The 22929-nt window shown below is 60.9% G+C and carries 20 protein-coding genes and 1 pseudogene; 12 read left to right on the top strand and 9 right to left on the bottom strand.

Going from position 1 to position 22929, the window contains the following annotated elements; all coding sequences use genetic code 11:
- Nucleotides 1-21 precede the first annotated feature (21 nt).
- The 5 genes and pseudogenes from HF684_RS01580 (at nt 22) to HF684_RS18700 (ending at nt 3866) form a co-directional block, all read left to right on the top strand.
- The gene (locus HF684_RS01580) at nt 22-1089 is read left to right on the top strand and encodes a DUF2891 family protein (protein WP_169251049.1); all 1068 of its coding nucleotides are present in this window, start codon (nt 22-24) and stop codon (nt 1087-1089) included.
- Nucleotides 1090-1106: 17 nt separating this feature from the next.
- Nucleotides 1107-1568: a very short patch repair endonuclease gene (locus tag HF684_RS01575; RefSeq protein ID WP_169251047.1), complete on the top strand. Its 462-nt coding sequence runs from the start codon at nt 1107-1109 to the stop codon at nt 1566-1568.
- A 392-nt stretch (nt 1569-1960) separates the two neighbouring features.
- Nucleotides 1961-2254 (top strand): annotated as a pseudogene (locus HF684_RS18705) (transposase); the annotation flags it as partial.
- 223 nt (nt 2255-2477) lie between these two features.
- Nucleotides 2478-3251, top strand: coding sequence for an ATP-binding protein (locus HF684_RS01565; protein ID WP_169251046.1), 774 nt, complete (start codon nt 2478-2480; stop codon nt 3249-3251).
- Between the two features lie 225 nt (nt 3252-3476).
- Nucleotides 3477-3866, top strand: coding sequence for a transposase (locus tag HF684_RS18700; RefSeq protein WP_248279071.1), 390 nt, complete (start codon nt 3477-3479; stop codon nt 3864-3866).
- A 226-nt stretch (nt 3867-4092) separates the two neighbouring features.
- Here HF684_RS18700 and dcm read toward each other — a convergent pair whose 3' ends face one another.
- The gene (dcm, locus tag HF684_RS01555) at nt 4093-5259 is read right to left on the bottom strand and encodes a DNA (cytosine-5-)-methyltransferase (RefSeq protein WP_169251044.1); all 1167 of its coding nucleotides are present in this window, start codon (nt 5257-5259) and stop codon (nt 4093-4095) included.
- A 62-nt stretch (nt 5260-5321) separates the two neighbouring features.
- Complete coding sequence (locus tag HF684_RS01550; protein ID WP_169251042.1) at nt 5322-6458, bottom strand: HindVP family restriction endonuclease; 1137 nt, start codon at nt 6456-6458, stop codon at nt 5322-5324.
- Between the two features lie 823 nt (nt 6459-7281).
- Here HF684_RS01550 and HF684_RS01545 point away from each other — a divergent pair.
- A complete protein-coding gene (locus HF684_RS01545; protein WP_211168043.1) occupies nt 7282-7740 on the top strand; it encodes a DUF4822 domain-containing protein in 459 nt (152 codons plus the stop codon).
- Nucleotides 7741-7847: 107 nt separating this feature from the next.
- Here the strand turns inward: HF684_RS01545 and HF684_RS01540 are convergent, their stop codons facing one another.
- The 6 genes from HF684_RS01540 to HF684_RS01515 all read right to left on the bottom strand — a co-directional run bounded on the left by HF684_RS01540 (nt 7848) and on the right by HF684_RS01515 (nt 15467).
- On the bottom strand, nt 7848-9050 hold the full coding sequence (locus HF684_RS01540; protein ID WP_169251041.1) for a CoA transferase: 1203 nt from the start codon (nt 9048-9050) through the stop codon (nt 7848-7850).
- Between the two features lie 11 nt (nt 9051-9061).
- Nucleotides 9062-9919 carry a MaoC family dehydratase N-terminal domain-containing protein gene (locus tag HF684_RS01535; protein ID WP_169251040.1) on the bottom strand — a complete coding sequence of 286 codons (858 nt, stop codon included), beginning with the start codon at nt 9917-9919 and terminating at the stop codon, nt 9062-9064.
- Between the two features lie 113 nt (nt 9920-10032).
- Nucleotides 10033-11208 carry an acyl-CoA dehydrogenase family protein gene (locus tag HF684_RS01530; RefSeq protein WP_169251039.1) on the bottom strand — a complete coding sequence of 392 codons (1176 nt, stop codon included), beginning with the start codon at nt 11206-11208 and terminating at the stop codon, nt 10033-10035.
- An 84-nt stretch (nt 11209-11292) separates the two neighbouring features.
- Nucleotides 11293-12441: an acyl-CoA dehydrogenase family protein gene (locus HF684_RS01525; RefSeq protein ID WP_169251038.1), complete on the bottom strand. Its 1149-nt coding sequence runs from the start codon at nt 12439-12441 to the stop codon at nt 11293-11295.
- 36 nt (nt 12442-12477) lie between these two features.
- Entirely contained in the window at nt 12478-14220 is a 1743-nt protein-coding gene (locus tag HF684_RS01520; RefSeq protein WP_169251037.1) for a FumA C-terminus/TtdB family hydratase beta subunit, read from the bottom strand.
- 5 nt (nt 14221-14225) lie between these two features.
- A complete protein-coding gene (locus HF684_RS01515; RefSeq protein ID WP_169251036.1) occupies nt 14226-15467 on the bottom strand; it encodes a CaiB/BaiF CoA-transferase family protein in 1242 nt (413 codons plus the stop codon).
- 163 nt (nt 15468-15630) lie between these two features.
- Here HF684_RS01515 and HF684_RS01510 point away from each other — a divergent pair, with 163 nt between their 5' ends.
- The 6 genes from HF684_RS01510 (at nt 15631) to HF684_RS01485 (ending at nt 22140) form a co-directional block, all read left to right on the top strand.
- Nucleotides 15631-16311 carry a GntR family transcriptional regulator gene (locus tag HF684_RS01510; protein WP_169251034.1) on the top strand — a complete coding sequence of 227 codons (681 nt, stop codon included), beginning with the start codon at nt 15631-15633 and terminating at the stop codon, nt 16309-16311.
- A 326-nt stretch (nt 16312-16637) separates the two neighbouring features.
- Nucleotides 16638-17672: a DctP family TRAP transporter solute-binding subunit gene (locus HF684_RS01505; protein WP_169251033.1), complete on the top strand. Its 1035-nt coding sequence runs from the start codon at nt 16638-16640 to the stop codon at nt 17670-17672.
- 2 nt (nt 17673-17674) lie between these two features.
- Complete coding sequence (locus tag HF684_RS01500) at nt 17675-18316, top strand: TRAP transporter small permease (protein ID WP_169251032.1); 642 nt, start codon at nt 17675-17677, stop codon at nt 18314-18316.
- Nucleotides 18316-19602 (top strand): TRAP transporter large permease, encoded by a 1287-nt coding sequence (locus tag HF684_RS01495; RefSeq protein ID WP_169251031.1) that lies wholly within the window; start codon nt 18316-18318, stop codon nt 19600-19602. Before HF684_RS01500 ends, HF684_RS01495 begins: the two co-directional genes overlap by 1 nt.
- 249 nt (nt 19603-19851) lie before the next feature.
- Complete coding sequence (locus HF684_RS01490; RefSeq protein WP_169251029.1) at nt 19852-20880, top strand: aldo/keto reductase; 1029 nt, start codon at nt 19852-19854, stop codon at nt 20878-20880.
- Between the two features lie 108 nt (nt 20881-20988).
- On the top strand, nt 20989-22140 hold the full coding sequence (locus tag HF684_RS01485) for an acyl-CoA dehydrogenase family protein (RefSeq protein WP_169251028.1): 1152 nt from the start codon (nt 20989-20991) through the stop codon (nt 22138-22140).
- A 4-nt stretch (nt 22141-22144) separates the two neighbouring features.
- Here HF684_RS01485 and HF684_RS01480 read toward each other — a convergent pair whose 3' ends face one another.
- Nucleotides 22145-22747, bottom strand: a complete 603-nt coding sequence (locus tag HF684_RS01480; protein ID WP_169251027.1) for a TetR/AcrR family transcriptional regulator — start codon at nt 22745-22747, stop codon at nt 22145-22147.
- Nucleotides 22748-22929: the final 182 nt, after the last annotated feature.

Here is a 22929-nt window from a genome sequence, read left to right as displayed (position 1 = left end):
ACCCCGAGCCGATGAGGATCCATGTCGCAACCTGCAGATTTCGTGCACCCCTTCGCCGAGGTGGCGCTGAGCAACATCACCCGTGAGTATCCGTTCGCCTCCCATCATCTGGCGCGGAGTTTGGCCGACATCGTGCCCGCGGTGGAGAAGCATCCGGCATTCGGGAATTCCTATGACTGGCACTCGAGCGTGCACATGCACTACCTATTGGCGTCGCTGCTGGAGACCAAGGAGGCTCAAAGAGCCAGTTGGAGCGAACGTGCGGTTGAAGTTCTCTCTTCACACCTGAGCGAGGAGAATATGCTCGCCGAGGCGGCTTTCCTCCGTGAGAATCCTTCGTGGGAGCGGCCGTATGGCTGGGCGTGGGCGGTCGAACTCAATCGGGTCCTCAATGCCAGCAATATCGACGAGCTACGTGAACTAGGCGCGAACACTCAAGTGCTCGCGGATACGGTGTTCGATCTTGCATCGACGTGGCTGCCTAAGGTGGCCGCGCCGGTTCGCCATGGGGTGCACTCGAATACAGCCTTCGGGCTGCGCCGAATCCTCATCGGTGCTCGTGCTGCAGGCCGGCATGATGTTGTTGACGTCATCGCCGGAGCGGCTCGTCGGTTCTTCGCCGAGGACGCCGCCTGGAACTTCAGTCAGGAGCGCAGCGGTCACGACTTCCTCTCCCCCGGCTTGTGCGAGGCGGACCTCATGGCCGAAGTGCTCACCGAGGACGAGTTGGCAACATGGCTGCCTGAGTTCCTTTCGGATCTGTCTCCCGAATCACCAGCGCTCACACCCGTGAAGGTCCTCGACCCGACCGACGGTCAGCAGAGCCATCTTTACGGTTTGGGACTCTCGGTCGCGGCATCGGTGATGCGATTGGCCTCGAAGTTAGAGGCGAACGCGGAAAAGTCCGGTCATGACGAGCTTCTGACCCAGGCCAAGGGCATGCTCACCCGAGTCGATTCGTTGATGGCACCAGGACTCGGCGCCGCTGTCTCAGACGAGTACGTTTCGTCGCATTGGATCGCGACGTTTGCGTGGGAGACCCTAGCGCTTCCAACTTCCAAGTTCGAAAGTCACCGTTCCCTTGACTAGCAAGTCACAATTCAAAGATGAACTCGACACCTAGTTCCTGGGCAACAACAGAGCAAGCACGACTAGCCATGAAAGCAAATCGTTCGCGAGATACAAAGCCCGAAATCGCGGTAAGACGTGCTCTCCATCGCCGCGGCTGGCGCTTTCGGATTGAATTTCACGCCCTCCAAAATGACAAACGCCGTACGGTCGATATTGCCTTCACCCGCCACCGTCTGGCTATTCAAATTGACGGCTGCTTCTGGCACGGATGCAAAGACCATTTTGTCCTGCCAAAGGCAAACCGCCAATATTGGAAAGACAAGATCACAAGAAACCAAGCACGAGACTTAGAGACAAATCAATTGCTCAAGGAAGACGGCTGGATAGTCCTCCGATTCTGGGAACATGAGAGCATTGAGTCAATAGTCTCTATAATCGAGAATACGCTAAATAGCACAAGCACGGATAGACACAAGGGCCAACCGTCTCGAAATTGAACACCGTCCTCGAGGGCACAACAGCTCACGTCAAGATAATTGGTAGTAAGTAAAAATCACCCAGCACTGCAGTCCCGCAAATCGTGAAATTTACAAGCCGACTCTAACGCCCCCGTTACTTTTTAAGTAGCCCCGCCATCCGTCAGGATAGAAGGGGTCGCTGGCCTGAGGACCCCGGCATGATTGATGCCCCCAGTCACCATGATCCGGGAGGTGTAGTCACCGGGATCCGAGGGCACCAGGGAAATCGCTGATAGGGGCCAGAACCACTGGCAGAACACATGCCTTGAGCCCGACCGTAACGTGGATGCCGAACCCAGGAGCCACAGCACCACCGGCCAGCCGAACCACAACCAAATATCCGGTCACATGAGTCGAAGAAGATGAATGACATGATCACCAACCACGCTGACATCGACGTATTCATCGGCATCGATATCGGCAAACACAACCACCACGCCGTCGCACTCGACCGCGACGGCAAACAACTCCTGTCGAAGGCACTGCCGCAAAACGAAACGAAACTCCGGGCTTTGCTTGACCGGCTGCGCAAGCACGGAACACTGCTCGTCATCGTTGATCAGCCCGCCACAATCGGGGCCCTGTCGGTCGCGGTCGCCCAAGCCGAGTCCATCACGGTCGCTTACCTGCCGGGGTTGGCGATGCGCCGCATCGCCCACCTTCATCCACTATGCACTGATCAGCGCCGTTCGATCAGCTACACCGCGGTCAAGCATCAGCTCACTGCCATCCGCGCCCAAGCCAAACAGCGCCCGACGACAGTCCCACCTGCCCAGGCACCAGCGCCTGCAGTCTCACGGGATACCAGCAGAGCTCATCTGACTGGTGTTGATCAATTCCGCCTGACCACGCTGACCAACGACGAGGAAGCCTGAAAGGACCCCACCAATGTCTGACCACCACCTCACCACTGATGACATGGCTGTCTTCACCCAGCTGCGGATGACCGCGTTCGGGCAAGCCGTGATCGATATCGCCAACGATTCCGACTACGACGACTGGACGTTCTCAGCCAAGATCCACCATGCCCTCGATATCGAGCTCGCTGCCCGGGCAGAACGCCGCGTCCACAAACTCCTTAAGGCCTCTCATACCCCGAACCCCGCTGCATGTGTCGAAGACATCCGGTACCTGCCTGACCGGACGCTGACCCGCGACGTCGTCGATCGGCTCGCCTCCTGTGCCTGGATCGACAATGCCACGAACGTCGTCATCCTCGGCAAAACCAGTGTGGGCAAGTCCTATCTCGCCCAGGCGCTGGTCAACGCTGCATGCCGGAAGGACTACACCGTCGCCTACTGGCGGCTAGATGATCTGGGGAATCGGCTGGCGGTCTACCAGCCATCTGATCCGGGAGGATTACGGTTCCTCGATAGTCTGCGAGCCTGCGATGTCCTCGTCCTCGATGACTTCCTCACGACACCGATCACGATGGATACGACTGCCAAGATACTGAACATCCTTGCCAGCAGAGAAGGCAAGGGAGCCACGATCGTGACGTCTCAATTCGACCCCGTCGACTGGTACAAATCACTCCACGACGCAGTCATCGCTGAATCGATTCTCAGCCGGCTCGTTTCCGTCAGCGAGATCGTCCAACTCGATGGCCCGAATATGCGTAAGAAGACTCGACAGCAACCCGAGGAGAATAGTCCGGCGTGATCGTAAGCTTGGAGCGCGGGGCACCGGATTAGTGCTACCAGGTCCCCGCGCTCCTGCTACCGGTTCAGTCCACAGGTGCTATCGAATGCACCTTCCCTACACACTCCGAAAGGTGTGAAGCGACTCGATCCTGACCGGGTGAAGAAGCGACGCGAACCCGTGTGGTCGGCTGCGGAGCATCCGGATGCGTGGCGAGTGGTGTGGCAGTACCGGCGGAAACGGGCGATGCGTGATGAGCAGACGCTGAACCTGCAGCGCAACCGCGCACTGGCGATCATCGATGGTGACAAGCCAGCGAAGAAGGCGCGGTTTGTGAAGGTCACTGATGAGGAGAAAGCCTTCGATGAGAAGGCGTATGAGCGGGCGATGAAGCTGACGGGGTTCAAAGGCTACGTGACGAACATTCCCGTCGGGACCATGCCAGCGACCGAGGTCATCGGAAGCTATCACGACCTGTGGCACGTCGAGCAGTCTTTTCGGATGTCGAAGACCGACTTGAGAGCCCGGCCGATCTTTCACCGGACCAGGGACGCAATCGAGGCGCACTTGACGGTCGTGTTCACGGCGTTGGCCGTATCGAGGTTCATGCAAGACGCGACCGGGGCGCGTCGCTGAAGAAGATCATCACGAGTCTGCGGCCATTGCGGGAGTTCACCGGGCGAGTCGGTGGGCAGGACATCACGTTCATACCGGAAGCACCCAAGGCCGTCGAGGACATGCTCAAAGCACTGGAAAAATCGTAGATTCGGACCTCACCGGCGGGTAACTAAAGTTGTGCAACTCAGATCTAATGCCGCCAGCAAACAGACCAGACCGCCCGGCAATCTTCAGTAAAACGAAATTAATCTGAAACACCGGAGGTGTTGTATGCAAAGGATATGGAGTCTGCAACGAACTTCCCGAGCTTGACTGGGACCGCATTCCCGATCATCTGCTCAGTGTCGGTTCTGGACCCAGCGAAGGTAAAACCTCGCGGGAATGTTTGAATCTCGGCACGTTCGGCAGTCGTCAGGGGCCGAGCTTGAGATGCCGGCGCTGGATCGCCCTCATGCCCCGGGTACCCCGCTGGTATAGGTCGATTTACGCCTCGAATTGTAGGAGATGGCTCGTCCACCGAAAAGATGCCTCTACGAGCGTAGCTTCGCGGGTGCCTGTAGTAATACTCGGTTTCTAGGCGAGTACCAAACCAGTCGCGAACGGTCATTGCCTCTTCCGAGACTGCAGTCTCCCAGTAGTGCCGCACACGATCGACGTGGCCCGCACTCAGGGAACCGAATGCAATTAGCCGCTTGCGAGTCTGCGGCACACCACAATATGCAGAGTTGAGCACCTTCTTCACAATGGTGTAACCCGCATCTTCCATAACAGAGAGTGCACGGTGGTAGGCGGCTGCTCCAGCGGCCCTGGCTACATTCTCCATCACAAAGAATGGCGGTCGAAAGTGAGTGACAATTGAGGCGTATTTCTCTGTTAAATCGGCCCTTTCTCCTTCAACCCGCTTGCCAGCTGAGGAGAAATCTTGGCATGGGGGGCCTCCAATTATGGACGGAAAGGATCCATCAGGCTGCCGATGATGTTCGAGCTCGGCGATCGTAAGTTCGACATCTCCAAGATCGAGCGTTTTCGCCTCGTGTCCGAGCTTGTTCTGATTGTAAGTGTCCACCGCCGGTTTCCAATTGTCATAGCCCGCGAGGACCCGAAAACGAGCAAGCTGAAACCCAAGAGACATTCCGCCACAACCAGCGAAAAGGTCGATGACAGAAGGCAACATAGGGTCAGGAGAGACTCTCGAGTCATACCCATCATCTGGCTTCAGAAACGCAGCTACGATCTCGGACGCCCAAACAGCCCCACCATTTATGTCTTCAGAGGTCGGAACAGGAAGTCTGCCCCTAGAACGGAGCGTACGAACGGTAGCCGGCTTCACATCAAGCAACGCAGCGAGCCGTTTCACATCAAATAGTCCGGTAGCGGGATCAGCCGCGTCCGCAATCGGGAGATCGTCCATAGCCAAAACGCTACCACATGAGGGGTCGCGAATCGAAACGCCTGGGCGCCAAACAGAGACCCCTAACTTGTCCAATCGCCTCCTGCTTGCAGCTTATCGATTGTAAATCGCAATGAAAAAGAAGCATCTAGCCTTCGTTCGGGCAGAAGAAAGTCTCTTCCTCGTTCATTAAAAATTCGCTCAATCTCACTCGCCCCAACCCGTGGGTATACGAATTCCTCCGACATCATAATGTCTCGCGCACCGGTAGTGAAAGATCCAGCCTTATCCGTTTGATACCCATAAGTGGTATCGCTTTTAACTCGGGCAAAGTCCAGCGTGAATTGGGTTGTGTAATCCCACAGAGATCGAATCAGCCAAATCAGCGTCCGTGCGGGCCTGCTGATTTTCGCATTGGGCGCTGAAACGAGATTCGAGTCAGCATCCAAGTATGCCGCGCGAACAGCCTGGACAAACAACTGAACAAACGCCAGATCGGTCCAAACAAAGGTATCGAAAGCGTGCTTCTCGTCGAGCAGGGGCTTTTGCCCTTGCGATCGCCACAGAGCTACCATAATAAGAGGCCGCTGCAGTTTGATGCCAGCCTCAATCAGAGCTTCAGTCGCCTCAACAATCGCCGGAATCTTGTCGAGCATAAATCGAACATTGCGCCAGTCATACTCGTTCGGCAACCCCAGATGGTCTCTCAGCAGAGTTTGCATTTCATATCGACGAGTTGAGGTGTACCCGTAAGCGATCGAAAATGCCACCTGTTCTACCGTCGATGGCCTGAAAACTGTTTCGCACGCTTGTTTCTCGCGAGGGCGCCCCGCTGTTTCGGCATTGGGGGCCACAACAAGTTTGAGTTCGAGTGGATGCAGATACTCCTTGGTCGCGTTGTCACGAATCACGACATCACTGGGGCTGAGATCGCCGGCTGTGGCAAATTGTCGATACGGCTCAAATGGTGCCTCAAAATCAAAGAACGCGTTTCGCGGATCTGTGTGGATTATATCGGCCCATCTCGATTTCACGTGATTCGTAGTTGGACGACCGTCAATCCCAATTTCTGCGCGCACAACAGGTATGCCTAGCTCACGCTCCATTGATAGGTACTGAGTAAGCGCGAGCGGGAAAGCATTGGTAAAAGTGTTCTTACCAAAGCTCTTGGCGGTTGTGAAGTCTTTACTGGCATGGTCCAGCCCATATAGATACGACATATACCTGGATCGTACCCCATCTGTTCTCCCGTGAGACGGTCACTGATCTAGGATTTGTTTTCTACGAGGAAGCTTCGAACGAGCTCGCTCACTTGACCGAAGCCATGTAGCTAGCAATGTCCCGGGTTCTAAGGCTTCAATCTCTAAGTGTCCCGTCTATGGTCTTGACGGCCCATCTATAGTCTCCGTCACTACGACCCTTCAGCTTCGCACAGTGGATATTTTGCGTCCGCAGAATCTCGCAGTGAGCCGTCTTCATAGCAAACGGATATTCACCTTCTATCGTGTGCCCTACCTATGGTGCCTTGAGAATACGCCCCTGTGTCACCAATAATTTCGACTCTGCCAAAGGTCAGCTAGCGCTCCAACCGGCAGAAAGCACACTGACCACGTTTCACTCATTAAGGCCCACTTGTGGTCCGCCAATTGTGCTTCACGAGGCCAATCGAAATAGTCCGCGTTGCCATCAATAGCCAGGTCCATGGCTAGAACGCCGAAGTTCGACGTACAGTTGCGGCGAAACTTTCACCGACCGGCCCACGGAAGCACTCGCAGACGAGCCCGTGCCGGAAGACGTAACGCAGAGAACCGACGACCAAAAGCACAATGAGAACGACCAGCAACCAGACATCGAGGGGTCGTTCGCGGGCAAGCTTCGAAGTCATTGCTCTCAAGCATAGGCAATCGGGGCCAGATAGCCATGCGCTGTCGAGCCCGCGACTATCGTCGGCAGATGACATCGTCTTTAGCATCATCCGATCGGCCACTTTTCTCCGCCCCGATGACAGATTTGCTTTGTCGCTGCATCCGGAAGAATTAGGGCATGACAAATGACAGAATCACCACGAAGTCCAACCTGTTCCTCGCCTCGGCCGTTGCAGCGGTCGGGGCCCTGAGCGCTTGCACCCATACAGTCGAAGCTGAGGGAACTCCCTCTTCCGCCTCGGAAGAGATGCCCGCTGCTGATAGAGGCACTCAGCCGTCGGACGCCCTCGCCTCCACTCCATGGGAGACGACGAGCGCCACTGACACCGAAGGCAATGAGGTGGGTGTTGAAGACGTAGACGTCGAGAACTACGTCGGCTGGGCGTACTTCAAGACTGACAGAACATTCACGATGTACAACCTCGACGACTCACCGAAGATGCAAGGCGACTGGACCGTGTCCGACGACGGAAAGACACGAACTATCGTGTCGAAGGACGAATCCGGCAACGAGCAGTTCACTCGCGACTCAGAGATCATCACGCTCACCGATGACGATTTCACCTACCGGGTGTAGTACCCCGACGAGAATGACAAGTCCGTCTACTTCGACATCATCCACGCGCCCACCGCCCATGCACAGCCGACCAGCTGATCAGCTCGTTCAGTCGGCACCGATGACGGTCATTGCGCCGTATCATTGGGATTGAGCCCGGAGGTCTCTTCAGCAATCAGCCCCAGCACCGATCTCAGCACCTCGGCGGTATTCCCGCCGAGGTGCGGTGCCGTCTGCGCCGCGTTCACCGGTGTCCCTCCGAACTGCAGCGGTACCCTCGGAGCCAACACCCGACCGACACCAGGCTGGTCGATTTCGGTGAGCATCGGGTTCTCCGTCGAACACCGCGGGTCTGAGTTTACGAGTTCCTCAAACGTCTGGAATCCGCCGACGAGAACCCCGCCCTCGGCGAGAAGCCTTGTCGCGTCCTCGGCAGTGTGCGCAGCAAACCACTGACGCACCACCGCATCGATCGCCTCCCTCGCCTCGAACCGACCACCCTCAGTCGCCAAGTCGACATCGAGAAGTTGCCCGATCATCTCGAGCTTCTCCGACAGCCCCGTCGCCTTGCCCAGGCCTCGCCAGTGCTTGTTCGAGATGACGACAACCATCACCTGACGGCCGTCCGAACACTCGAACGACTGCCCATAGGCACCGTAGAGACCATTGCCCAGGGCCCCTCTGGTCTTCCCTGTCGCCTGCACCTCGGCGATATAGCCAAGATTGCCCACGGTCGCGAGCATGACATCGGACAGCGCCAGAGTGATCTCCTGTCCCTTGCCTGAGGTACGGCGATCCAGCTCCGCAGCCATGATCCCGTTGGAAATATAGAGCCCCGCAGCAATATCCCAAGCAGGCACAGCATTGTTGACCGGGCGCTCGTCATCACCGGTGATGACTGGGAACCCGCTGGCCGCATTCACCGTGTAATCGACCGCCGGGGAACCGTCGTGCCACCCGCCTAGGCGGAGCATGACGAGATCTGCGCGATGCCGCTTGAGATTCTCATAGCTCAACCATCCGCGGGCCGGCAGATTCGTGATGAGCGTGCCCGCCTCGGCGATAAGATCCGTGGCGATCTTCTGCCCCTCCTCAGACTTCAGGTCGAGGGTGACCGAGCGCTTCCCCTTATTCAGGGACGCCCAGTAGATCGATGTGCCGTCATCGCTGATCGGCCACCGGTTCGCATCGATATTCCCACCGATGGGGTCGATGCGGATGACATCGGCACCGAGCTGAGCCAAGGTCATTGCACCCAACGGGGCTGCAACGAAGGCAGAGATCTCAACGACTTTGAGGCCAGTCAAGGGTGCGGGGCGAGTGTCGGTCATGGTCGTTCTCCTCAGTTGTTCGTGCTCACGGTCGCGGCGATGGCCGTCTTCCCATCCGGGGCGACGGCCTGCAGGTCGTGGACCCCGGGCTCGGTCTCCCGACCGACGAGATGGATCTGCTCACCAGCAAACAACGGAGACTTCGCCGTGAAACGATACCCGGTCACAGCCGCTTCGGGGCGGGTGGATATGAACGCGTCCAACAGCAGCGTCGCGGTCAATGGTCCGTGGGTGACGAGCCCGGGGTAGCCTTCGACCTCGGTGACGTACGGGTGGTCGTAGTGGATGCGGTGGGAGTTGAACGTCAGCGCCGAGTAGCGGAAGAGCATGACCTCGTTCGGTCTGACCGAGCGCGTCCAGTCCCACCCATCCGGGACCGGCGAGTCCTCACGTGGGGGCTTCGCTGCCGATCCCTCGGGCACCTTGGTGGCTTCCCGGTAGACGATCGTGTGCCGATCCGTCGTGGCAGGCCTTCCGTCCGCGGTGAGCTCGTGACGGAGCACCACGAAGCACAACGGTCCGGTGCTGCCGGTCTTCTCCGTGATCGATTCGATCGTCGTCGTGCGTTCGATGCTCTGTCCGGGCAGGATCGGGGCGTGGAAAGTCAGGTCGCTGCCGGCCCACATCCGCCTGGGCAGAGGCACCGGCGGCATGAACCCACCAAGCGCGGCATGCCCATCAGTCCCGAGGTCACTCATCGGCACATCGTCTTCAGAAAAGTGCAGCCAGTGACCCAGCGGGAACAGCGGCGCAGCCTGGTCACCGTCGTGGCCGAGCAGGGTTGCCAGGCGTGCGGCCCGTTCGCCATCGGCCGTCTCGGTGGCGGTGGCACTGCGGCCGACCCAGCCTTGGAGGTTCGTCTCACTCATCGCAGTCAAGTTCCTTACGGTAGTTCGTCAATGCACTCACAACGGCCTAATTGCTACGTGACGGCGGCGCAGATACCTCGCGCCAGGTTGCTGGGCCGCCGTCAGGTAGCAATTCAGCGACCTAACAGTTCGTCGGAGATGATGCGCATCTGGATCTCCGACGACCCTTCGAAGATCTTCGTCAGGCGGGCATCCCTCCAGTGGCGTTCGACCGCGAAGTCCGTCGTGTACCCGGCACCACCATGGATCTGCACCGCCTCCGAGGTCACCTTCTCACTCATCTCCCCAGCCAAGTACTTCACCATCGCCGCTTCCTTGTCACAGCGGCGACCGGAATCGATCTGGGTGCACACGTGGTACATCAGCTGCCTCGAGGCTTCGATCTGCGCGGCCATGTCCGCGACCTTGAACCGCAAGTGCTGGAAATCAGCCAACGGATGCCCGAACTGCTCACGTTCCTTCAGATACTTCACCGAGTCCTCGAGAGCCGCCTGAGCCAAACCGATCGACCGGGCTGCCGTATGGGCGCGACCCACCTCAAGCCCGGACACGGCTTGGTAGAACCCACGCCCTTCCTCACCGAGCAGCGAGTCGGCGGGGAGGACGAAGTTGTCGAACGACAACTCCCACGTCTTCCACCCGTGATAGCCGATCTTCTTCGCCGGTGCCCCGGAGATCCCTTCGGGGAAGGTGCCGCGTTCCTTCTCGACGAGGAACACCGAGATCCCCCGATGCCGCTTCTCCTCCACAGAAGTGCGGGCGAAGAGGATGATGTAGTCGGCCTGATCGGCATACGTACACCACATCTTCGTGCCGTTGATGACCCAATCACCATCGGCATTGCGATCGGCCTTGCACCGCAGGTTCGCCACATCCGACCCGGCCTCCGCCTCGGAGAGGGCGAAGGCCCCGAGGTACTCACCACTGGCAACCTTCGGCAAAAGCCTCGCTTCCTGTTCGGGTGAGAACCCACCGCCCATCCCGTTGCCGCGCGCGAGCAGGCCGGCCACGGACATCCAGGCGCGGGAGAGTTCCTCGGCCACGAGGCAGTACTCGAACACACCGAGCCCCAGGCCGCCGTACTCTTCGGGGATGAGGATGCCGAAGAACCCCATCTCGGCCATCTGTTTGACCATCGAATCGGGGAACTGTCCCTCAACCGGGTCGAGTTCGTTGGCGATCGGCAGGACGACATCGCGAGCGAAATCGCGGGCCAGAGCTTGGATCTCGAGGCGCTCCTCGGTCATCATGTGCGGAGTGTCCGGACGCGGACGGGGTTTGTGGGTCATGTTCTTCCCTCGGGTGGAGTGCGTGGTCAGATGGCTAGAGGCGAATCGTTTGGGTACGACAGGTGTGGGTGCCGCCCATGACCCTCATGCCTTGTTCCGGCCGATGAGCTGCTTGGCGATGACGTTCATCTGGATCTCATTCGTGCCCTCACCGACTATCATCAGCGGAGCATCACGGTAGTACCGTTCGACGTCGTATTCGGTGGAGTATCCGTAACCGCCATGGACACGGATGGCGTCGAGGGCCACCTCGGCGGCCATCTCCGAGGCATAGAGCTTCGCCATTCCTGCCTCCATGTCCACACGCGCACCCGAATCATAGGTGCGGGCGGCATGGAGGACGAGCTGCCGGGCGGCCTCGAGCTTCGTCGCCATCGTGGCGAGCTTGTTGCCCACCGACTGGTGCTTCCAGATCGGCTTGCCCATCGACTCGCGCTCCTGCGAATACTTCACCGCATCATCGAGCGCCGCCTGCGCAACGCCGAGCGAGCGGGACGCGACCTGGATGCGGCCGATCTCGAGTCCCTTCATCATCTGCTTGAACCCGACACCCTCAACATTACCGAGCAGCTGTGACTGCGGCTGCCTCAGTCCGTCGAACGACAGTTCGCAGGTCTCGACGCCCTTGTACCCGAGCTTCGACAGATCCTGGGAGACGGTGAACCCCTCTCCCTTCTCCACGAGGATGATCGAGATGCCCTTGTGACGGGGCTCCGCTTGCGGGTCGGTCTTGCACAGCAGCGCGATCAGGTCGGACTTCCGGGCGTTCGTGATCCACGTCTTCGACCCGTTGATGACGTAGTCATCGCCGTCCTTCGTTGCAGTGGTGCGCATGGCCTGCAGGTCGGATCCGCCGCCGGGTTCGGTCAGCGCCATCGTCGCCCGCAGCTCACCGGTGGCCATCCGCGGCAGGTACGTGTCCTTCTGCTCGTCGGTGCCGTACTCCTGGAGAAGCTTCGCCACGACCGTGTGCCCGCCCATGGCACCCGCCAGGGACATCCACCCACGGGCGAGTTCCTGAGTGATGAGCGCATACGCCTCGGTCGAGACCTTGCCCATGCCCCACGGTTCGTCGATGGCGAGCCCGTAGATGCCCATATCCTTCATCGTCTGGATCCACGCTTCGGGATATTCGTTGGCGTGCTCGACCTTGTTGACGCTGGGTTTGACCTGCTCGTCGATGAATTCGGCGACCAGGTTGATCATCATCTGCTCTTCATTGCTCACTGCCATCGTGAAGTCCTCTGTTCGTTCGTCATTTCGGAAAGTTCAGTCCAATCGGGTGCCGTCGCGGACCGTGCGGGTTCGGCCGAGGCCGAGCGTCGGCGGACCGGTGCTGTCGAAGAAGTCATTGCCCTTGTCGTCGGTGATGATGAACGCGGGAAAGTCTTCGACGTGGATCCTCCACACCGCCTCCATCCCGAGCTCCTCCATATCGAGGACCTCGACCGAGGTGATGCAGTCCTGGGCCAACCGTGCTGCCGGTCCGCCGATCGATCCGAGGTAGAAGCCGCCGAATTCGGCACAGGAGTTCTTCACCTGCGCGGACCGATTGCCCTTGCCGAGCATGATCATCGACCCACCTGCCTCCTGGAACCGCCGCACATACGTGTCCATCCGCGACGAGGTGGTCGGACCGAACGACCCCGAAGGCATCCCCTCGGGCGTCTTCGCCGGCCCCGCATAGTAGATCGGATGGTCCTTGAAATAATCGGGAAGCTCCCCACCAGCGTCGAGGCGGTCCCGCAGCTCCGCATGCACGATGTCGCGGGCGACGACGACCGTCCCCGTCAGCGACACCCGATCACCGACGGACAGTTCGGACAGCTGTTCCTGCAGGCTCGGCATCGGTCGGTCGAGGTCAATGGCGGTGACATTGCCGGATTCGATCTCCTCGACGCGACCCATCGCGGGCAGGAACCTCGCCGGATCGTGTTCGAGCTCTTCGATGAATACACCGTCTGCGTTGATCCGGGCGATGATCTGCCGGTCGGCCGAGCAGCTCACGGCGATCGCGATCGGCAGTGACCCGTTGTGCCGGGGCAGCCGGACGACGCGAACATCGTGGCAGAAGTACTTGCCGCCGAACTGTGCACCGAACCCGAGGTTCTGAGTGAGTTCGAAGACCGTCTGCTCGAATTCCTTGTCCCGGAAACCGTGGCCCAATGCGGCGTCTCCGGTCTCCGGAAGATCATCGAGGTAGTGGGCACTGGCGAGCTTCGCAGTCTTGAGCGTGAACTCCGCCGAGGGTCCGCCGATGACGACGGCCAGATGGTAGGGAGGGCAGGCCGCGGTGCCGAGGGTGGAGATCTTCTCAGCGAGGAAGTCGAGCATCGCCGACTCGTTGAGCACGGCCTTCGTCTCCTGATAGAGGAAGGACTTGTTCGCACTGCCTCCGCCTTTGGCCATGAACAGGAGCTCATAGTCGTCGACGGGGCTCAACCCCACTTCGATCTGGGCGGGCAGGTTGGTGCCGGTGTTGGATTCGTCGAACAGGCTCGTCGGTGCCAGCTGCGAGTAGCGGAGGTTGAGTTCCTCGTAGGCGCGGCCGATTCCGCGCGACAGATGCCGCGCATCATCGCCGTCGGTGAGCACGTTCGGTCCGCGCTTGGCCGAGACGATCGCCGTGCCCGTGTCCTGGCACATCGGCAGGATCTCGCCGGCCGAGACCGCGGCGTTCTGCAGCAAGTCGAGGGCGACATAGACGTCGTTGTCGCTGGCCTCCGGATCGTCGATGATCGCGCGCAGGCTGGCCAGGTGGTCGGTGCGCAGATAGTGCGAGATCTCCTTGAAAGCCACCTCGGCGAGGTCGGACAGGGTCTCCGGTGCCACCGTGAGGAACGTGCGCGACGTCCCGGCCACCTCGGCGGTGGTCGTCTCCACTCCCCGGATGTCGAGCCTGCGCATCCGCGAGCCTTCGCCCTCGGTGGGCAGCAGAGGCGAGTAGGCGAAGTCGTCGGCCCTCGCCGAGGCGGCCCCGCCGTCGGTCGTGTGTGCGGGTTCGTCATTCATCGTCGTCAGATCACCCCGTTGTTGCGCAGTTCGCCGATCGTCTCGGCATTCATCCCCAGCTCGCCGAGGATGGACTCCGAATTCTGCCCCACCGCTGGGATCGGGTCCATGCGATTGCCCACCCCGGACATCTCGACCGGTGGTGCGAGCATGGAGATCGGCCCGGCGGGGGTCTCGACCTCGTGCCAGCGATGGCGTTCGGTCAGCTGCGGATGGTCGGCGATCTCGCTCATATCGCGCTGCCTCGAGTGGGCGACCGCTGCCTGTTCGAGCAGGGCGTCGCAGGCCTCGCCGGTGAGCGCAGAGAAGGCTCGTTCGATGATCTCTTGGAGTTCGTGTCGGTGCGCATAGCGGTGCGCGGCGCGGTCGAAGCGTTCGTCGGTGACCATATCGGGACGGTCTAGTACTTGGGTGGCGAAGCGTTCCCATTCGCGTTCATTCTGGATCGCGAGCATGATCTGAGTGCCGTCGCCGCAGGTGAACGCACCGTAGGGGGCAATGGCGGCATGGGAGGTGCCGGCGCGGGTGGGGCGGGTGCCGCCGTAGCGGGTGAAGTAGAGGGGGTAGCCCATCCATTCGACGAGGGAGTCGAAGAGGCTCGTCGACAGGGTGGCTCCTTCACCCGTGCGCTCGCGGTTGTACAGAGCGGTGAGGATACCGGAGTACGTGTACATTCCCGCGGCGATGTCTGCCGTCGAGATTCCCGTCTTCGCGGGGAACTCCTCTGTTCCGGTCACGGAGACCAGTCCTGCTTCGGCCTGCACGAGTGCATCGTAGGCTTTTGCGTCTTTGTACGGCCCGTCCGTTCCGTATCCGGAGATCGAGGCGTGGATCAGCCGAGGGTTGATCGAACGGAGCTCGTCGGCGCCAAGGCCGAGTCTCTCTGCCGCGCCGGGGGCGAAATTCTGGATGAAGACATCCGCCGAGGCGATGAGCTCATGGAGGATCTTGAGCCCGTCGGGGCTCTTGAGATCGAGCGCCAGGCTCTCCTTGTTGCGGTTGATCCACACGAAATGGCTCGAGAGTCCGTTGACCGTCGTGTCGTATCCGCGGGCGAAGTCACCGACCCCGGGGCGTTCGATCTTGATGACCCGGGCTCCGAGGTCCGCCAGCTGGCGTGAGGCGAACGGGGCAGCGACTGCCTGTTCGCAGCTTACGACAGTGATGCCGGTCAGCGGCAGGTGTGAGGCGGTTGCGTCGTCCTGGCCCACGGGGCTCGGTACGGACGTCGGTGCAGCAGTGGCCATCGGCCCTCCACGACGAGGTGTGAAACGTTGACATCCACATCATACATATCTTCACAGATAATGCATTCTTTGATCTCGGCTGATGCCTGAGCCTGTAGACTGGGGCCACCGAGACATGAAAGGATGCCCCGACAGCGGGTGACGTATGAACGAAAGGCATCGGGTGGATCAGGAGTCGGCATCGACCAAGCGGGACGTCATCGTCCTCGGCCTGCGACGCAAGATCCTCTCCCGCGAGCTCGATCGCGGCGAACGACTGCGACAGGATCAGGTCGCCGAATGGTTCAATGCCTCCATCACCCCTGTCCGCGAGGCTCTGCGAATCCTCGAAGCCGAGGGTCTCGTCACCTCCGAAGCTCACCGCGGGGTCCGCGTCGCCGGCGTCGACGTCGACCGCCTCAAGTCTCTCTTCGTCACCCGAAAGCTCACCGAGACCTTCGCCATCGCTCGTGCGACCACACGGATCTCTCGACACGAGCTGCGCCAGGCCGAGCGCCTGCTCGAGGCTCTTGACGAGGCGAGCGCCGACGGTGATTCTCTGGGACGCAACACTCGCAACGAGGAGTTCCACTTCTTCTTCTACGACCGCTGTGGAATGCCCGCGCTCCGCGACGACATCGCTGCACGCTGGCGAGCGTTCCCGTGGGACCTCACCCTCGACAGCCCCGAGCGACTTGACCAGGTGCACGCCGAACATCAGTCGATCGTCGACGCCGTGCGCGACGTCGATCCGGACGCGGCGGCGCGCCACCTCGGCGACCACATCACGAACGGCTTCCTTCGCCTGGCCGAGTCGACGACCGGTCAGGCAGTCTCCGACCCCTTCGACTTCGACACGGACTGACTGCTTCGGCACGGACCGGGCACGTCGACGCGAACTGAAGGCGCCTCCCCTCCGCGAGTTTCAGCTATTCGCGCCCACACCATCGCCTGCAAACTCGCCAACGACCCCGTCCGGGAACTCATCTGACGGCAAATAATGCATTCTTTTGCCAATCATATTGGAAATCAGCGAAAAGTCCTCTAGGCTCGTGAACGGTCGATCGAGAACCTGACTCGGCACGAACTCTCCACCCGGCAATGACCAGCCGTCGTTGAGGGCAGACTCGTCCGCACGCTCTCGATCGGCATCGCCCCTAGCCAACCTGACTGGAGCTGACGATGACGTCAATGAGACGACCGAGGTGGAAACCGCTCATCGCGGGCCTCTCGATAAGTCTCCTGCTGCTGAGCGGATGCAATCCTGCGCGCAGCGGAGATCAACAGAAGTTCGAACTGCGCTTCGCGCATGTCACCTCGGTGGGCACACCGAAGGGACTGGCCGCCGACTTCTTCGCCGAACAGGTCGAGGAGAAGTCCGGTGGCCGCATTGAGGTCGAGGTCTTCCCGAACTCGGAGCTCTACGGCGACAAGGACGAGATGCAGGCCATCCAGTCCAATGCCGTCCAGATGCTGGCCCCGGCGAGCGCGAAGTTCACGACGATCGCCCCGAGCCTGCAGGTCCTCGATCTGCCCTTCATCTTCGACGACCCGGACGAAATCCCCGAGGTCGCCAGTCCCGACACGGAGATCGGCAAAGCCATCTACGCAAATCCAGACCTCGAGGCCAACGGGCTCAAAGTCCTCGGTCTGTGGGACTCGGGGATGAAGCAGATCCACTCGAACAACAAGACGCTGGCGCCCGAGGATATGAAGGGCAAGAAATACCGTATCCAGCCCTCCGACGTACTGCGCACTCAATTCGAGACCTGGGGTGGGGTTCCGACTCCGCTCGCATTCGCCGAGGTCTACAGCGGACTGCAGCAGGGACTCATCGATGGCGGCGAGAACACCTACTCGAACATCGAGTCGCAGAACATGCACACCGTCCAGAAATACGTGACCGAACTCAACCACGGTTACATCGGCTACATCCTCACAGTGAACAAGCGCTGGTACGACGAACTGCCCGACGACCTGCAGGCCGCAGTCGACGAAGCCGCAAATGAGGCCAGCAAGTTCAACCGCAAAGAGGCACAGAAGGTCAACGCCGAGGCGAAGAAAGCCATCGAGGAATCCGGCGGCACAGAGATCGTCATCCCGAGCAAGGAAGAGCGCCAAGCCTTCAAGGACATGGTCGTGCCGTCCGAATACGAGAAGTACCGCGATGTCATCGGCCCTGAGGTCGTCGACGAACTCCTTGAACGCAACGAGAAGAAAGGCTGAGGATGAACATCATCGACAAGTACCTCAGCAAGGTCGAAAACGTCCTCGCCGGCGGCTGCCTCATCGCGGCCACCGCCTTGGCAGTCTTCGCCGTACTTCTGCGCAACATCACCGGTGACGTACTCTTCTGGTCCGAAGAGGCGGTCATCTACCTCATCATCTTCTCGACATTCTTCGGCGCGGTGGTCGCCCTGCGCCACAACGATCACGTAGCCGTCGACATCATGCCGACGCTGCTCAAGGGCAAAGCGAAGAAATTCTTCGTCGTCCTGGGCGGGTTGGCCACGCTGGTATACGCGGGCTTCATCGCCTACCTGTCGTGGGCACTCATCACTGAGCCGTTCTCACGGACGACGATCACCCCAGCGCTCAAGCTGCCGCTGTGGGTCGTCGAACTCTCGCTGGCCGTAGGCATGACTCTGTTCTTCATCCGAGCCGCCGAGATGACCGTCCGAGCTCTGCGCACTCCCGCGGCCGAGCTCGACAAGGATGTGCTGGCCGAGGAGGCCGCCGCGGTGGGTATCGCCGTCGAGGACATCGCGATCGTCGAGGACGGACGCGACCGCGCGAACCGAGCGGACGGTAACGACGGGGGCGACCGCCTCGGCGATGGCGAAACGGACGAGAAGGGAGACGATCGCTGATGTTCGAAGCCACCATCGTCCTCGTCGTCGTCCTCATCGCGCTGCTCGTCACCTCGGCACCGATCGCGGTCGCATTGGGTCTGACCAGCCTCGTCTATTTCTACTATTTCACTCTCATTCCGATGACCCAGGTCTCGGAACGCCTGTTCAACGCCCTGAACTCATTCCCGCTCATGGCGATCCCATTCTTCATCCTCGCGGCGAACATCATGTCTCGCGGTGGGATCTCCCGTCGACTGACTGATTTCGGTGCGGCCATGGTCGGGCACCTGCGCGGTGGCATGGCCATTACCACCGTTCTTGCCTGCGTATTCTTCGCTGCGGTCTCCGGATCCTCACCGGCCACAGTCGTCGCTGTCGGTGCGCTGATGATTCCGGCGATGGTGAAGAACGGGTACCCGAAGGAATTCTCCACTGGTCTCGTCGCCACCTCGGGGTCATTGGGCATCCTCATCCCTCCATCGATTCCGCTCATCGTCTTCGGCATCGCCACCGAGCAGAACATCGGCGACCTCTTCATCGCTGGGGTCCTGCCAGGCATCGTCGCCGGGGTGATGCTGCTGGGCATGGCCGTCTTCGTCGCCTGGAAGAAAGGCTACGGTCATGCCGGGGTCGGGTTCCGGATGTCGAACAAGGACAAGTGGAAGGCGTTCCGGGATGCGATCCTCGCGCTCGCTCTGCCGTTCCTCGTCCTCGGCGGCATCTACTCCGGCTGGTTCACTCCCACCGAGGCGGCCGCAGTCGCCGTCGCGTATTCGCTGGTCGTATCACTTCTCATCTACCGTGAGATCAAGTTCTCGCAGCTGTGGGAGGTCACACTTGCGTCGGTGAAGACGTCGGCGATGGTTATGTTCATCATCGCCAACGGCATCCTCTTCACCTTCGTTCTCGCCAGCGAGCGGATCCCGGGTCAGATCTCAACGACGATCACCGAATGGGACCTGCAGCCGTGGCAGTTCCTCATCCTCGTCAACATTCTGCTGCTTTTCGTGGGCTGCGTGATGGAGACGTCGTCGGCGATCCTCATCCTCGCCCCGATCCTGCTGCCGATCGCGATGGAGCTGGGCATCGACCCGATCCACTTCGGCATCATCGTGGTGATGAATCTCGAGATCGGCATGATCACACCGCCGCTCGGACTCAATCTCTTCGTCGCGTCAGGCATGTCCGGTATGAGCGTCGTCGGGGTGGCGAAGGCCGCATTGCCGAGTGCGCTGGTGCTGCTGGCGGCACTCGCGCTGGTCACCTTCGTGCCGTTCTTCTCTACGGCGTTCGTGGGAGGCTAGGCGCGAAGATCACAAGCCCGCATCGTCAGCGGGCCGCGATTAGAGTGGGCCCTCGCCTCGCTTGAACGGAATCGAGTAACGGTTCCGCGCAGGCAGGCGGGGGCCGACTCGTTTCCTTTGAGCCTCCGCAGTCCCTCTCACCTTCGATGAACGAGGATAAACCATTGACTTCGACTGCATTCGAGGTTCTAGCGTTGACGCTATAGCCGACGCCACCCGCGTCCCAACCTGACGGAAAGGACACCACTCATGACCAACACACCCAACCGCCTCGGCGACCTCGAGGTCTCACCCATCGGCTTCGGCTGCATGGCCCTGTCCCACGTCTACGGCGGCACCACCGACGGCGGGGCCCGCGCCACACTCGGCAAGGTCGTGGATGCCGGCATCACCCTGCTCGACACCGCCGACGTCTACGGCGAACCCCGCGACGGCACCACCGGCCCGGCCGGGACCAACGAGGAGATGCTTGCTCCGTTCCTCGCCAAGCGACGCGATGAGGTCCAGCTCGCCACGAAATTCGGCATCACCGCACTGCGAACGCTGACCGACGGATCGACGAAACGCACCGACGGACGGCCCGAATACGCACACGAAGCGTGCGATGCTTCGCTGCGCCGCCTCGGCGTGGATTCGATCGATCTCTACTATCTGCACCGGCCGGATCCCGACGTTCCCATCGAGGACACGGTCGGGGCGATGGCCGAGCTGGGCACGGCCGGCAAGGTCGCGCACATTGGCCTGTCCGAGGTCACCGCGGACGAGCTGCGCCGCGCACATGCGATCCACCCGATCACCGCCGTCCAGTCCGAATGGAGCCTGTGGTCGCGTGACGTCGAAGACCACGTGGTGCCTGCCTGCGCCGAACTCGGGATCGGGTTCGTCCCGTACAGCCCGCTGGGTCGCGGCTTCCTCACCGGCACCCTGACGAAGGACCAGGTGGCCGGCGATGTCCGCGGCGGGACCGCACGCATGGTTGAGGCGTGGGATGCCAACCAGCGGATCGTCTCCATCGTCGCCGAGGTGGCCGACCGCCACCATGCGACCAACGCTCAGGTCGCGCTGGCCTGGCTCCTCAATCGGGCGACAGAAATGGGAGTCAGTGCAGTGCCGATTCCCGGGTCGCGCAAGCCCGAACGCAGCATGGAGAACCTCGGCGCGCTCGACCTGCGGCTCGAACCCGAGGACATGCAGCGACTCGATGAGATCCGCACCCTCGTCGAGGGCGGACGCAACATCGTCGACAATCTGAGGTGGATCAGCTCCGGGCGGGAGTGAGCACAGCCGGGCGCTCTCCCCGATCGCGTCGACCCCCTCTGCCTCATCGGCATTTTCTAATGTAGAGTAGAAACTGGTTCGCAACGACGCGAAGAAAGGTCGTCTCCCATGGCACTCAAGCGCACCCTCTACGATGACACTCACGAGCAGTTCCGCAGCCTCGTCCGCGAATTCGTCGAACGCAACGTCGCTGACAACGCAGCGCGTTGGGACGACGAGGGACAGGTCGACCGCTCCCTATTCACCGCCGCGGCGGAGGCCGGCATCCTCGGCTTCGGCGTGCCCGAGGAGTTCGGGGGCGGAGGAAACGAGGACTTCCGCTTCAACGCAATCATGAGCGAAGAGCTCGCCCGCAACCCGGTCTCCAGCGGCATGGGGTGCATCGCGCTCTCCAACGACATCACCATCCCCTACTTCACCGACCTGACGAATGACGAACAGAAACAGCGGTGGCTGCCGGGAATCGCCTCGGGCGAGCTCATCACGGCCATCGCCATGACAGAGCCCGGAACCGGCAGCGATCTCGCTTCGATCCGCACCACCGCGCGGCGCGACGGAGACGACTACATCGTCAACGGCTCGAAGATCTTCATCTCCAACGGCCAGAACGCCGACCTGGTGGCCACAGCGGTGCGCACCTCGGAGGACCCGCACAAGGGCCTCAGCCTGCTCGTCGTCGAAGGCGACACCCCGGGATTCACCCGCGGCACGAACCTCGACAAGGTCGGCCTCTCAGCCCAGGACACGAGCGAGCTGGTCTTCGAGGACGTGCGCGTACCTGCGGCGAACCTCCTCGGCGCCGAAGGCTCGGGGTTCCTCGGACTCATGCAGAACCTGCCCCAGGAACGCCTGTCGATCGCCCTCGCCGCCGTCGCCTCGAGCGAAGGAGTCCTCGAGCGGACCCGCACCTATGTCACCGATCGACAGGCATTCGGTCGGCCCATCGGCACATTCCAGAACACCCGCTTCGAGCTAGCCGAGATGACGACAGCAACCGCCGCCAGCCGCGCCTACATCGACGCCGCGATCCTCGAACACTGCCAGGGCACGCTCGGTCCGGCCGATGCCGCGGCGGCAAAATTCTGGACGACCGAGCAGTACGTCCAAATCGTCGGACGCTGTCTCCAGCTGCACGGCGGCTACGGGTACATGAAGGAGTACCGCATCGCCCAGGACTATCTCGATTCGCGCATCACCACCATCTACGGCGGCACGACGGAGATCATGAAGGAGATCGTCGGCCGCGACCTCGGGCTCTGAGAACTCAGTCCGGTGCGAATGTCGAATGGCGGACGAGATCCTGCGTCGAGGAGATGAGGTCCTCGAGAGATCGAGTGCGCGGGTTCCACCATTCGACTGCCCAGTTCATCGACCCGAGCAGCAGCAGGCGGAAGACGTTGATGTCGAGGTCCTCCCTCAGCTCGCCGGCCTCCGCCGCGTCCCGGAACAGCGTCTGCCACAGTCGGCTGTAGGCACTCTCCTCCGCCGCCGGTCGCTCTCGCACCTTCTCGGGGACCTGTCCGGCATTGCGCACTGCGGCGATCGTGTAATCGGAGATGTCCAGTTCGCACCGCAGGTGCGCCTCCACCGCCGCCAGCAGGCGGTCCCGAGGCGGCGTGTGCTCCGGCAGCTCCGCGAGCACGGCCTCGAGATGAACCCGCACCCGATGCGCACCTTCCCACATCACCGCCTCGACGAGATCGTCGCGAGAGGGGAAGTGATAGTAGATCGCCGGGGCTTGGATTCCAGCCGCCTTCGCGACATCGGCCATGCGCATCCCCGCATAGCCCTTGCGGCTGAGGACACCCGCGGCAGCATCGAGGATCCGCCCCCGAGTGCGTGCGGACTTCGAGACCGATTCGACCATGCGACCAATCTAACAGCAATTCGAAAACCACCGAGGCGGCTCTCCGCCTCCCACCTGACCGACGTTTTGCCCCGCATCGACGTGCGGCAAGCAGAACCGGCTCCCATCACATTTATGAATACGTATTAGAAAAATCCGTGACTTCCGTCCGTGAGGGTGCGATACTCAAGACACACCGCTCC

Origin of the sequence: Brevibacterium sp. 'Marine', from assembly GCF_012844365.1 — a bacterium.
In the GTDB taxonomy this organism is placed as follows: Bacteria; Actinomycetota; Actinomycetes; order Actinomycetales; family Brevibacteriaceae; genus Brevibacterium.
The sequence above is the reverse complement of the archived record's forward strand: the minus strand, read 5'-3'. Positions and strand labels throughout refer to the sequence as shown.